At 71.2% G+C, this 12,725-nt stretch carries 11 protein-coding genes and 1 pseudogene; 5 read left to right on the plus strand and 7 right to left on the minus strand.

Going from position 1 to position 12,725, the window contains the following annotated elements; all coding sequences use genetic code 11:
- Positions 1-93 precede the first annotated feature (93 nt).
- Entirely contained in the window at positions 94-1,782 is a 1,689-nt protein-coding gene (locus AB0B85_RS12750; protein ID WP_357406578.1) for a DEAD/DEAH box helicase, read from the plus strand.
- An 88-nt stretch (positions 1,783-1,870) separates the two neighbouring features.
- Entirely contained in the window at positions 1,871-3,058 is a 1,188-nt protein-coding gene (locus tag AB0B85_RS12755; RefSeq protein WP_357406580.1) for an SAM-dependent methyltransferase, read from the plus strand.
- On the opposite strand, the gene AB0B85_RS12760 is transcribed toward AB0B85_RS12755, so the two are convergent.
- Positions 3,055-3,513, minus strand: a complete 459-nt coding sequence (locus tag AB0B85_RS12760; RefSeq protein ID WP_357406582.1) for a hypothetical protein — start codon at positions 3,511-3,513, stop codon at positions 3,055-3,057. The genes AB0B85_RS12755 and AB0B85_RS12760 overlap by 4 nt on opposite strands.
- A 247-nt stretch (positions 3,514-3,760) precedes the next feature.
- Here AB0B85_RS12760 and AB0B85_RS12765 point away from each other — a divergent pair, with 247 nt between their 5' ends.
- Positions 3,761-4,177: a helix-turn-helix transcriptional regulator gene (locus tag AB0B85_RS12765; protein ID WP_357406584.1), complete on the plus strand. Its 417-nt coding sequence runs from the start codon at positions 3,761-3,763 to the stop codon at positions 4,175-4,177.
- A gap of 20 nt (positions 4,178-4,197) precedes the next feature.
- On the opposite strand, the gene AB0B85_RS12770 is transcribed toward AB0B85_RS12765, so the two are convergent.
- From AB0B85_RS12770 to AB0B85_RS12780, 3 genes are all read right to left on the minus strand, one after another.
- Positions 4,198-5,232, minus strand: a complete 1,035-nt coding sequence (locus AB0B85_RS12770; RefSeq protein ID WP_357406586.1) for a hypothetical protein — start codon at positions 5,230-5,232, stop codon at positions 4,198-4,200.
- 133 nt (positions 5,233-5,365) lie between these two features.
- Positions 5,366-7,495: a DEAD/DEAH box helicase gene (locus tag AB0B85_RS12775; RefSeq protein ID WP_357406588.1), complete on the minus strand. Its 2,130-nt coding sequence runs from the start codon at positions 7,493-7,495 to the stop codon at positions 5,366-5,368.
- A gap of 59 nt (positions 7,496-7,554) precedes the next feature.
- Entirely contained in the window at positions 7,555-9,303 is a 1,749-nt protein-coding gene (locus AB0B85_RS12780; RefSeq protein WP_357406590.1) for a BTAD domain-containing putative transcriptional regulator, read from the minus strand.
- A 142-nt stretch (positions 9,304-9,445) separates the two neighbouring features.
- Between AB0B85_RS12780 and AB0B85_RS12785 the strand changes: the two genes are divergently transcribed.
- A complete protein-coding gene (locus tag AB0B85_RS12785) occupies positions 9,446-10,264 on the plus strand; it encodes a hypothetical protein (protein ID WP_357406592.1) in 819 nt (272 codons plus the stop codon).
- 191 nt (positions 10,265-10,455) lie between these two features.
- Here the strand turns inward: AB0B85_RS12785 and AB0B85_RS12790 are convergent, their stop codons facing one another.
- Together AB0B85_RS12790 and AB0B85_RS12795 are read right to left on the minus strand one after the other, a co-directional pair.
- Entirely contained in the window at positions 10,456-10,932 is a 477-nt protein-coding gene (locus AB0B85_RS12790) for a hypothetical protein (protein ID WP_357406594.1), read from the minus strand.
- Positions 10,933-10,945: 13 nt separating this feature from the next.
- Positions 10,946-11,290, minus strand: a complete 345-nt coding sequence (locus AB0B85_RS12795) for a helix-turn-helix transcriptional regulator (protein ID WP_357406596.1) — start codon at positions 11,288-11,290, stop codon at positions 10,946-10,948.
- Between the two features lie 352 nt (positions 11,291-11,642).
- On the opposite strand from AB0B85_RS12795, the gene AB0B85_RS12800 reads away from it, so the two are divergent.
- Complete coding sequence (locus AB0B85_RS12800; protein WP_357406598.1) at positions 11,643-12,149, plus strand: RICIN domain-containing protein; 507 nt, start codon at positions 11,643-11,645, stop codon at positions 12,147-12,149.
- A 138-nt stretch (positions 12,150-12,287) separates the two neighbouring features.
- Here the strand turns inward: AB0B85_RS12800 and AB0B85_RS12805 are convergent.
- Positions 12,288-12,659 (minus strand): annotated as a pseudogene (locus AB0B85_RS12805) (branched-chain amino acid ABC transporter permease); the annotation flags it as partial.
- Positions 12,660-12,725: the final 66 nt, after the last annotated feature.

The raw sequence follows: 12,725 nt of genomic DNA on the forward strand, positions 1-12,725 counted from the left end.
GGCAGTCTGCCGCCGACCGTGTGGCCCGCGTCATACCGATCGCGCCCTGAGGACATGACGGGCGCACCCACGAGAGGGCACCCCCACATCCAGATGAGCGATTTGACTCAAGATCTGATGGACGGCCAGGAACTGGCCCCCACCGCCCCGGTTCGCCCCGAGGCCCCCACGTTTGCCGCACTCGGCGCCCGCGCCGAGACCGTCGAGGCCCTGGCCGCGGCGGGCATCACCCGCGCCTTCGCCATCCAGGAGTACGCGATCCCGATCGCGCTGCGTGGCGTCGACCTGATCGGCCAGGCGCCCACCGGCACCGGCAAGACCCTCGGCTTCGGCGTGCCACTGCTGGACCGGGTCTTCGCCCCGGGCGAGGGCAGTGACGGCGTCCCCCAGGCGCTTGTCGTCGTCCCCACCCGCGAGCTGGGCATCCAGGTCGCCAAGGACCTGGCCGCCGCCGGCCGGACGCGCGGCGTCCGGGTGCTGCCGATCTACGGCGGCGTGGCGTACGAGCCACAGATCGACGCGCTGCGCAAGGGCGTGGAGATTCTGGTCGGCACCCCCGGCCGCCTGATGGACCTGCAGAAGCAGAAGCACCTCCGACTGGACCGGGTGCACGCGCTCGTTCTCGACGAGGCCGACCGGATGCTCGACCTGGGCTTCCTCGACGACGTCGAGAAGATCCTGGCGATGCTCCCGGAAGACCGGCAGACGATGCTCTTCTCGGCCACCATGCCGGACCCGATCGTCACCCTGTCCCGGCGTTTCCTGCGCCAGCCGATGACGATCCACGCCGGGCACACCGCCGAGACCGGCCCGTCGCCGCAGACCCAGCAACTGGTCTACCGCACCCACTCGATGAACAAGGTCGAGGTGGTGGCGCGCATCCTCCAGGCGGAGGGGCGCGGGTTGACCATGATCTTCACGCGGACCAAGCGGGCCGCCGACCGGGTCGCCGAAGACCTCGACTTCCGCGGCTTCGCTGTCGCGGCGGTGCACGGTGACCTCGGCCAGGGTGCCCGGGAGCGGGCGCTGCGGGCGTTCCGCGCCGGCAAGATCGACATCCTGGTCGCCACCGACGTGGCGGCCCGTGGACTGGACGTCACGGGCGTCACCCACGTCATCAACTACGACTGCCCGGAAGACCAGGACACGTACACCCACCGGATCGGTCGTACCGGCCGAGCGGGTGCGACGGGCGTCGCGGTGACCTTCGTCGACTGGGACGACATGCCGCGCTGGCGGATCATCGACAAGACCCTCGGTCTGGAGATGCCGGAGCCGCCGGAGACGTACCACACGTCGCCGCACCTCTACACCGACCTGCACATCCCCACCGAGGTCAGCGGCACGCTGCCCACCGCCGAGCGCACCCGGGCCGGGCTGTCCGCCGAGGTCGAGGAGGACCTGGGTGGCACGACCCGCTCCCGTCGGGGCGACAGCGGTGGCCGGGGCGGCCGACGCGGGGAGAGCCGCGGCGAGGGTCGCGGTGAGCGCCGCGGGCGCGGTGACGGTCGCCGGGACCGGTCCGACTCCGGCACCCCGGCCGTCGCCGAGGCACCCGCAGTCGACGCGGCCGAGGAAGGCACCCGTACCCCCCGCCGCCGGCGTCGCCGCCGCGCCGGTGAGGCGGTCGCGGGCGAGCCGACCGCGGTGATCTCCGCGGACGCCGGCCCCAGCGAGCCGGCCGCCGCGGCCGACGGTGAGCCGTCGAAGCCGCGCCGCCGTCGGCGCCGCCGTGGTGGCGGTTCCGACGCGGGTACGCCGGCCGAGGCGACCGCCGACTGACAGCGAGCCACACCTGACATCCCCCGCACCGCCTCGCGCGGTACGGGGGATGTTCCCTTCTCCCGCCCCACCTGCCGAAGATGGATCGATGCCGGAATCACTTGACGCCGCCCTGACCGAGGTCCGGGCGTTGCTGCTCGACCCCGCGCTGACCCGGGCGGTCGCCGCCGGGCGTCGGCGCGGACGCCGCCCCACCGTCGCACGGGCCGAGCTGCGGCCGGTGGCGCTCAAGGCCGGACCCCGGATGCAGATCACCACGTCCGACGGCGCCCGCCCGTACACCCGCAACGTCGCCGCCGGCCCCGAGGCCGCCGCGGCGGTCGACGAACTGCTCGCCGAACCGTTCGGCAACTGGCACGTGGAGACGGCCGACGCGACACTCCAACTACGGGTGACCAAGTCCGGCGACGCGCAGGTGCACCGGGCCACGACGCCCCGCCCGGCGGCGACGCCCGCCGGAAATGACCGGGCCAAGGAATACCTGCTCGACCCCGGTGACCCGATCTTCGCCGAGATCGGCGGCTCGGCGGCGAAACGCCGCCAGGTGGACGCGTTCCTGCGCGCTCTGGCCGCGACCCTGCCCGACGAGCTGACCGGCCCGCTCCGGGTTGTCGACCTGGGCTGTGGCAACGCCTACCTGACGTTCGCCGCGTACCGGTACCTGACCGGTCGTGGGCTCGACGTGCAGCTGGTGGGCGTGGACGTCAGGGAGGACCAGCGGCGGCGCAACACCGAGCTGGCACAGCGGCTGGGCTGGGCCGACCAGGTCAGCTTCGTGGCCGGCACGATCGCCGACGCCGTCGTCGACCCCGCCCCCGACCTGGTGCTGGCGCTGCACGCCTGCGACACCGCCACCGACGAGGCGCTGGCCCGCGCGGTGCGCTGGGAGGCCCGCTGGGTACTTGCCGCACCATGCTGCCACCACGACCTGGCCATGCAGCTCCGCGCCCAGCCCACCCCGGCCCCGTACGAGCTGCTGACCCGGCAGGGCATTCTGCGCGAGCGCTTCGCCGACGTGCTCACCGACGCGCTGCGGGCCGGGCTGCTGCGGGTGCACGGCTACCGGACCGAGGTGGTGGAGTTCGTGGACTCCCAGCACACGCCCCGCAACCTGCTGATCCGCGCCCGCCGCACCGGCGGCGAGGCGACCGGAGCGCAGCGCGAGGAGTACCGCGAGCTGGTGGACCAGTGGCGGGTCACGCCGCGCCTGGCGACCCTGCTGGCCGCCGATGGGGAGCCGACCGAACCGCAGCCGGCGACCCAGGGCGACGACTAACGACGCCGATCGCCGTTGCCGCCGGGATCCCGGCCATTCGTGCGCTCACCGGCTCCCCGGTCGAGGGCCGTCACCCGCTCGCCGCCGTTGCGCTGGCCGGGCCATCCGCCGTCGGCCGGGGCGACGGGGAACGGCACCACCTTGCCCGTGCTCTCGGCGTTGCCGGCGGCTGCGAAGGCGTTCCAGGAGATGTCGACGAGCAACTTCTTCAGCTCCGCGTGCCGGACGGCCGCGTTGTGTTGCAACGCCATCCGGACACCGAGCACCACACCGACAAGCGTGGTGGTGACCGCACCGGTGGCGGCCAACACGTGTTGGCCGGTCGCGGAGTCGGTGCGGAGCACCAGGACCAGCAACCAGATCCAGAACCCGGCGGCGAAGACGCCAGCCTTGGCGACGAAGAAAAGGCTTACCGCACCGGGCTGGTACGGCTGTGGACGGCTCGATTCGGCCATGGTGCTCCTCGGCGGTGGTCCGGTCGAACAGGCTGGCGTTCATGCGCCAATGCCGGGACGGGCACCGAGCCTAGTAGAAGAACGATGATGATCGTTCGAGGTCGGTTGTGGCCGACAGCTGCCCCGGCGAAGAAAGTCCCATCCACGGGACAGTTTGTGCGCTCAGTCAATTGTTTCGGGCCCCGGGCGTACTACCCTCGGAAGGCGCACTGTCCCGTCGCACCGGCAGGGGGTAAGACACGCAGGGATGGGATCAGCCGACGCAACACCGCAGATAGCCTTCGCCCGCTTCGTCCGGCGGGCCATCGACGACGCCCGCGACGAACGTGGCTGGACCGTGACAGATCTCGCCGCCCACACCGGCGTCGGCCGTTCCACTGTGTTTCGTTGGCTGGCCGGTGACTGGCAGGACTATCCCGAGTTGGCCAAGGTACGCGGTTTCTGCGCCGCACTTGATCTGCCGGTCGCCGCCGCGTTCCGCGCGCTCGGCCTGCCCGACGCCGGCCCCACGCCCCGCCGACGCAACGACGACGGCCCGGTCGAGGCGGACGTCCGGGCCATCCTGGACCGGCTGGCCGACCCGACGGTCCCGGCCGAGGAGAAGCACCACATTCGTGACCTGCTCCGCTACCTGGCCCGCCGTCCCAACCGCCGCGCCGGCTAGCCCCGCACGCGCCGCTTGCCCTACTGCACGACGAGGGTGAATTCGGCGGTGTGCACCTCGGCCGCCACCTGGAAGTCGAGGTAGAGGCGGTAGCGGCCCGGGCCGGGGATGGTCAGCCAGAACGTGACCTGGCCGTCGGTCAGCTCCGGCTCCGGATGCACGTGCAGGTAGCCGAGGTCGCCCTCACGCAACGCCACCAGGTGCCCGTACGCCCCGAGGTAGCGTTCCAGCGCCGCACCACCGCTCGGGCCGTCGATCCGGAAGGTCAACGGCACCGTCACCCCGGCCTGCGGGCTGCCCTGGTAGCCGACCGTGAACCCGTCCACCGTCGTCGAGGTCGCCGGCGCCGGCAGCGACCGAGGCTGGTAGTCGCCGGGCGCGACCAGGTCCGCGCCGAGGGTCACCGCGGTCTGCGCGCCGTTGTCGGCCACCACCGTGAAGTCGGCGTACGCGCGCCAGACGCCGGGCTGCCCGAGGGTCAACGGCACCGACCAGATGCCGTCCGTCGCCATCGTCGGGTGCAGGTGCTGGTAGCCGGTCAGGTCGCGGCGGACGACGATGAGGTGCATCGGCTTGTCGTGCACGACAGCGAAGCGCGTCACCGGGCGGCGCTGCGCGTCCCGCACCTGGAAGCGGAACTGACCGGGGCGACCGGCGGCGAACCCGTCGCCCAGGGGGGCCAGGGTGAAACCGGCAGCGCTGACCGCCAGCCCGCCCGGCTCGGTGGCCGCGCCCTGATCGGTGCTCGTGGTGCTGCCGTGGCTGTGCGGCCCAATGCCCGGCGGGTCGGTGTGCTCGGCCGCCAGGGCGGGACTGCCGGTGGTGCTCCCGGTGGCGTTCACCCGGCCGAGCCCGAAGCCGAGCAGCACCGCCAGCACCAGCCCGCCGACCACCAACGCCAGCCGGAGCGTGCTCCGGTCCGGTGCGGCGGAGACCGGCGCGGGGTCGGAGACCGGATCAGCTCGCACCGCCGGCTCAGCCTGGTCAGGCACCACCGCCGCGTCGGAAACCGGGTCAGACACCTCCGGTTCGGCGGCGGGGTGCTTGTCGGTCATGCCGCCCACCGTACCGCCGGGGCGGAGCACCCCGGGCCGACGCCCGGACGGCGTGGCGACTGTCGCATTCGCCGGGGCCCGGGAACTTTTCCGCACCGGCGTGCGCGGACCGGTCCACCCGGATACCAGCTGGTCAACCGGCTACGGCGAGGGCGAGCGGGAGCACGTCGGGTGCGCCCGCCCGGCGAAGCACCCGAGCCACGAGCGTCATCGTCCAGCCCGAATCGACAAGGTCATCGACGAGCAGTACCGGGCCGTCCAGGCCAGCCAGGGCGGCGGCCAGGTCGGCCGGCACGGTGAACGTGTCGTGCAGCGCGCGTACCCGCTGGGCGCTGTTGCCGCGCGGCCCGGCCGAGCCGCCCGGACCGGCCGGGGTGACCTCGCCGAGCAGCGGCAGCCGACCCACTGCGGCGATCCGCTCGGCCAACGACCCGACCAGCCGTGGTCGGCGCCGGGAACCCACAGCGACCACCCCCACCGGTCGGCGCGGCCACGGGTCGTCGCCGTGCGCCCACGCCTTCAACACCTCCACCACCGCGCCGACGACGTCGTCGGGCACCGGCACGTCCGGTGCCTCCGCGCCGACGAGATCACGCAGCCGGCCACCCCAGCCCAGGTCGGAAAGGCGCCCGACGGCCCGGCCCGGCAGCGCCTGCTCCGCCGGGGCGATCCGGCCCTTGAGGGGTACGCCCACCGCGTCCAGGCCGGTCGGCCAGAGCTTCTTGGGGGCGATCTCCACGCCGGGTCGGCCCAGGAACGTCTGGGCGGCGGCGAGCGCGGCGGTCGACACGTCGGCGGCGAAGAGCGGGTCGGCGCACCTGTCGCACCGCCCGCAGTCGGCCGCACCGGTGTCGTCCAGGCACTCCCGCAGATAGCGCATCCGGCAGTCGGGTGTGGTCGCGTACTCCCGCATGGCCTGCTGCTCGACGGTGCGCGCCTCGGCGACGCGGCGCAACCGGGCCTCGTCATAGGCCCAGGGCTCGCCCGTGGCGAGCCAACCACCGCGCACCCGGCGGACCGCGCCGTCCACGTCGAGCACCTTGAGCATCAGCTCCAACCGGGTCCGGCGCAGGTCGACGAGAGGTTCGAGGGCCTGGGTGCTGAGCGGGCGGTCGGTGTGCAGCGCGGCCAGCACGGCCCGCACCTGCTGCTCCGGCGGGAACGCGAGCGAAGCGAAGTAACGCCAGATCGCGGCGTCCTCGACGCCGGGCAGCAGCAACACCTCGGCATGCTCCACGGCGCGGCCGGCGCGGCCGACCTGCTGGTAGTACGCGATCGGCGAGGGCGGTGCGCCGAGGTGGACGACGAAGCCCAGGTCGGGTTTGTCGAAGCCCATGCCGAGCGCGCTGGTGGCGACCAGCGCCTTGATCTTGTTGTCGAGCAGGTCCTGCTCGGCGGCCCGCCGGTCGGCGTCCTCCACCTGCCCGGTGTACGACGCCACCGGGTAGCCGCGCGAGCGCAGGAACTCGGCAGTCTCCCCCGCTGCCGCCACGGTGAGCGTGTAGACGATGCCCGAGCCGGGCAACTGGTCCAGGTGGTCGGCGAGCCAGGCCAGCCGGTGCGCCGGGCTGGGCAGGTCGAGCACGCCGAGGCGCAGCGACTCGCGGTCCAGGGTGCCGCGCAGCACGAGGGCGTCACCCAACTGCTCGGCCACGTCCTGGGTGACCCGGGTGTTGGCGGTGGCGGTGGTGGCCAGCACGGGCGTGCGCTCGGGCAGCTCGGCGAGGAACGTGCGCAGCCGCCGGTAGTCCGGCCGGAAGTCGTGCCCCCAGTCGGAGACGCAGTGCGCCTCGTCGACCACGAGCAGCCCGGTGGTCGCGGCCAGCTTCGGCAGCACACCGTCGCGGAAGTCCGGGTTGTTGAGCCGCTCCGGGCTGATCAGCAGCACGTCCACCGCACCGGTCTGGATCTCCGCGGTGATCTCGTCCCACTCGTCGAGGTTCGCCGAGTTGATCGTGCGGGCCCGGATGCCGGCCCGGGCCGCCGCCTCGACCTGGTTGCGCATGAGCGCCAGCAGCGGAGACACGATGACGGTGGGGCCAGCCTGGTCGACCTGCCCGCTGTCGCGCAGCAGCGCGGTAGCCACGAAGTAGACAGCCGACTTGCCCCAACCGGTGCGCTGCACGCAGAGCACCCGACGCCGGTCGACGACCAGGGCTTCGATCGCCCGCCACTGATCCTCACGCAGCCGGGCATGGTCGCCGGCCAGCCGACGCAGCACCGCCTCGGCCCGCTCCCGTACCGCTGCTCGATCGTGGCTCATCCGACATTTCTACCAGCAACGGCAGACGTCCCGGCCCGTCGCGGTCGGTGCCGATTGCCTCACTCGACCCGGCCGGGTGCGGCTGCGGGTGGGGCGGGCACGGCCGGTGGGGGTAGGAAGATGAGCCGCTCGCGCAGGGCATCAGTGAGCACCGGCGGGAGGAGGCACCGGGCGGCCAGGTCCTCCATCGAGCCGAACGGCCCACGGAGCCACCGGTCCATCACCACCTGGCGTGCCTGCCCGGCGGTGATCCCGGGCAGCTCGGCGATCGTCCGCTCCTGGACCGCGTTGACATCCACCAGGCCACCGTCATCGAAGGTGCGGGGCAGGTCGGGCCGGCCGATGTGCAACTCATGCCGCGCCGCCGGGTAGTGATAGAGCAGGTAGCGGGCCTGTTCACGACGAACCCGACGGTCGTCGACGGTCGTCTCGGACGTGCCAGCGGTCCGGTGGGTGAGGGCCGACCAGATCGCGCCGTTGAGCAGGATCGTGTGCAGCACGCCGAGCAGCCAGCCGAGCAGCCAGGCCACGATCAGGACACCTTCGGCGTCCGTCACCTCCTCCGTGTCGCCGCTACCGAGCACCGCGATGAACGCGACAGACAGCGACAGGTAACCCACTGCGGCCAGCCCGGTGCGCCAACTCCGTCGCCAACTGGCGTAGAGCAGCACCACCAGCCAGGTGAGCAGACCGAACGAGAGCATCGCGGTAAGCGTGCCGACGACAGTCGCGCTGATGCTCAGCCAGCGCGGCACTGCGTGCGCCCGGATGTCCCGCGCCGAATGCCGGTCCGGGGGCGTGCCCCAGACCGGGAACGGGACGGGCTGCGGGGTGGCCGCCACGCCAATCGGCCCGATCGGCGTAGGCGGCGCGGGCGGACCTGTCGGGGCGGGCGGGCCTGTCGGCGCGGGCGGCGCGGGCGGGCCTGTCGGGGCGGGCGGGCCTGTCGGCGCGGGCGGACCTGTCGGGGCGGGCGGTACGCGAGGGTTGGGGGCCGGTGTGGGGTGGGGCGGTTGCGGCTCGGTCGGCTCTGCCAGAGCGAGCGTCGGGTCGGAGCAGAGGATGCGCCGGTGCAGCTCCTGAAGCACCTCGCCCGGGCCGATGCCGTACTCCTCCCGGAGCAGGTCACCGAACTCCCGGTAGGCCGCGAGCGCCTCCGCCTGCCGCCCACTGCGGTAGAGCGCCAGCATGAGCTGGTGCCGTAGCCGTTCCCGGACCGGGAACTCGGCCACCAACTCCACAAGCTCCCCGACCATCTCCCGGTGCCGGCCGAGGTCCAGCATCAGATCGGCCCGGGTCTCCAACGCCACGGCCCGCAGCTCGACCAACCGTTGCCGGGCGGCCTCCAGGAACGGCCCGGTGAAGCCGGTGAACGGCTCGCCCTGCCAGAGCGCCAGGGCGGTGGCCAGCTCGGTAAGCGCCTCGGCGGCCCGACCCTCGGCCCGCCGCTGCCGGGCGCGGTGGATGCCCCGTTGGAAGCGGACCGCGTCGAGCGCGTCCGGATCGACGCGGAGCAGGTAGCCGGCATCGGTGAGGCTCAACACCTGCCCCGGCGTACGCGGCGACCGGTCCGGCTCCAGCACCCGGCGCAACCCGGCTACGTACTTCTGCACCACGTTGGGGCCGTTCGCGGGCGGATCCTCCGGCCAGACCGCCTCGACGATCTGCCCGGTGGACACCGGTCGGCCCGCCGAGAGCAGCAGCACCGTAAGCACAGCACGCTGTTTGCCGGGACCAATGTCGATCTCGCGGTCGCCGTACCAGGCCCGCTGAGGCCCGAGGATCTCGAAACGCAGCGTTGCTGACATGCGAATTCCCGCTCCTGACACCTGCGGCAGCGCCGGACGGCAGTGCCCGGCAGCCGGACGGCAGCATATCGGCAGCCGAACCGCCGTGCCCGCCGACAACATGGTCACCGGCACCAGCCACACAGCGAGAAAGAGAAATGCGATGACACAGGCAACGGGCAGCGCGAGCACCACCCGACGTACGGCCGGCGTGATCGCGGCCCTGCTGGCCACGACCAGCCTGCTCGCGGGTTGCGGGTCGAAGGACGAGCCCGCCGCGGCGCCGCAGGACAGCCCGGCCGCCAGCCCGAGCGTCAGTCCGAAGGACGCGCTCCTGGACGCCGTACCGGACGGCTCCGAGGGGGCGTTCCGGTTCAGCGGCAAGGACGCGACGAGCACGATCGACGGTCGGATCGACCCAACGGCGAAGGCAGTCGAACTCAACCTGGACATGCCGCCCAACGACGGCGTCGTGGTGAAGATGTCGTTCCTGGTGATCGACGAGCAGAACTGGGTGAAGGCGAAGTTCAGCGGCCGTCCCGGTCTGCCGAAGCTCCCCGACAAGTGGATGAAGTTGGACCCCACGAAGCTGACCGATGCCGCGGGCATCCCGACCTACGACGGCGCGGACCAGGGCAACGCCGGTCCGCTGATCCAGGCGGCCACCTCGGTGGAGGAGAAGATCCCCGGTCAGTACGTCGGGTTCATCGACGTGAGCGCCGGGGAGGCGGCGGAGGCGCTGGAGGAGGGTGAGGCGGCGGCCCTCGGGGAGGCAGCCAAGAAGGTGCCGTTCACCGCGGTCGTCGGCGCGGACAAGCACCTGGCCTCGCTGACGTTGAAGATGCCGGCCGCCGGCAAGGCGAAGGCGTACGACTACGTCGTCAACTACGCCGACTACGGCAGCGCGCCGACGATCAGCGTGCCGACCGGCGCCGCCGCGACGAACGCGCCGAAGACGGTGTACGAGCTGTTGAACGGCTGACCCACGACGCAGGAGGGCGGCGGCCACACGGGGGGCCGCCGCCCTTGCGTCGTTCATCGGCGTGTGGATGGTCAGCGGCCGAGGACCGAGCCTCCGTTGACGCCGAGGACCTGGCCGGCGATGAACCTGGGCGCGCGGGGTAATCGCCTGACTACGTCCATCGATGGTGATCGTAGCGCTGCTGTCGCCAGTTACTTATCACTCGCGCGGTATCGACGGAGACGCAAAACGAGCGCCAGCGTCAAGGCGGCCCGCAGGCACTGGAAGATCTCGCCGGCTTGGTTGGACCGGGATGCCTGACGGCTCACCAGGACCTCATAGATCCCGCCCCACCACTCCTCGATGTAGCGGTCACGGGCCTCTGCCGGCAACAGTGCGCCCGCGTAGACAAGCCATTGCTCGATTCGCCGCCCGGCGGCGGGAGACAGCCCGGTATCAGGGCGGCCGACGGTCACCGAATTGGCGGCGATCACGCGAAGTCGTTCAGTGATCTCGAGGAAGGCCAAGCTTCCGCTGGTCACACAGACTGCACTGAGCAGGTGGAGAGGGCTTGCGGCCGCTGCAACAGCACAGAAGCCTAGAGTGGCGCCGACGATGGCGAAAGCATCGACGGAAACTCTGATCATGAAGCCGACCCGTCGGACGACGAAACCAGCCGAAGCGCTCACCTTTGCGTGCCTCCTAACCCTGGTAACCAGGCCGCGGATGCAGATAGGCCGGCGGCGTGCCGCGTTGACTCTCGCCTTGCCTTGCGACTGCCGAACGAGCGACAGTCGCGCCATCACTGGTGAGCCGGTAATACCGGCGGCGGGGCCGTCCCTGGTCCTCGTGCTCGGCTGGGTCCTCCCAGAAGCTTTCGACCCAACCCACCGCCTCTAGCCGCGCCAAGATCGGATGCAGGGTCCCCGTCTTGAGGCCCGTCTCGCGGGCGACGTCGCGACCGTACCGAGGCGCCGTCGGGGTCGCCAGCAGGAGCCGAAGAACTTTTAACGTCTGCGGGGTCATGCGGGGAGTGCCGGTTGCCATGAACACAGTCTAGTTAGCTAGCGCAGCTCGGCAAGCAGGGCGACCGCTGGCGCCGACAGGCACAATCGGGCGGGATGCGCACCGTCCGACCACTGTCGGATTGCCGGAAAAGTAGCCGACGCACCCTACCCGCCCCACAAAGAAGATCATCTAAGTTTTATAACTCTATCTAGGTAGACATAGCTAGTCTTCCTAGCTAGAGTTACCGCCCAGGGAGCACGGGAAGGGGCCGATGCGTCTGCGGAACAGAGGTCACCTCTTTCGCAACCGCCCATTGTCGACCGGCCCGACTAATCCAATAGAGTCAACGAAAGGAGAGACGATGCTTCGTCGTTTTCTAAGAATCGCGGCCGTGTCGGCCCTGCTGTTGCCGCTTGTGGCGGTGGTTCCCTCCAGTCCCGCAACCGCGGCAGGAATTGGCACGGTCATGGAGGTACGCATCGACCCAGCCGGCGCACAGTGGGGCGAGGCAGTGGCAGCGGCGCAGATCGTTGGATCAACGGGCATCGGGGACACCGTATGGGCCGACGGCGCCTACGGCGGCTACAGCGGCCAGCGGTGGAACCTTGTAGTCCGCGAGATCGACAGCGCAGGCCGATGGACCGTTGAGCTTCGGAACCTGCGGTACAGCAACATCTGTCTCGACGAGTACATCGGTCAGGGCGTCGTGAAGCTGTACACCTGCAATGGGAAGGCCAACCAACGTTGGAAGCTTTGGGGGAGGGGCAAGCTGTCAAACGGCATCGAAGTGTTCAATCTGGAGAACAAGGCCACCGAAAACTGCCTGTTCGTTGGTTTCTTGAGCGCATATCCCGGCTCGTGCCTTGATGATCCATTGTTCGCCATCGTGAAGCTCTGACGGGCGCTCTGCGGACCATGCCGCGCTGGGTGCAGGCGCACACAGCGCGGCATAGGCGGTGAATCGATCGGAAGAGGGGCCGCACCGAGACCTGCGAATCCACCTCCCGAGCCTCCCCTCGAAGCCCTGTCTACGCGGTCAGCGTGGGGGGCGGAGGGTTTTGGTTAGGTGGGATAGGCGGGGGGCGAGGCTTGTCAGGCCTCCGGGGAAGAAGTAGACGGCCAGGATGAACACCGTGCCCAGGACGAAGAGGGGCTGGCTCAGCGGGTGGCTGAGGACGGCCGGCAGGTTGTCTACCGCGTCGCTCGTGCCGAAAGCGGTGAGCCGGTGGTCCAGGTACATGTAGAGGACGCCGCCGAGCACCGGCCCCCAGCGGGTGCCTGGGCCGCCGAGCACCACCATGACCAGCAGCGACAGGGTCAGCTCGGAGGACGTGATGTGCGGCGACGCACCGCCGACGATCAGGACGTAGACCACCCCACCGGCCGAGGCCAGCCCGCCGGCGAGGGTGGCCGAAGGAGGCGTACGAGTTGTTGAACGGCTGACCCACGACGTAGGAGGGCGGCGGCCACACGG

Source organism: Micromonospora sp. NPDC049044 (assembly GCF_040649215.1).
Classification (GTDB): Bacteria; Actinomycetota; Actinomycetes; order Mycobacteriales; family Micromonosporaceae; genus Micromonospora.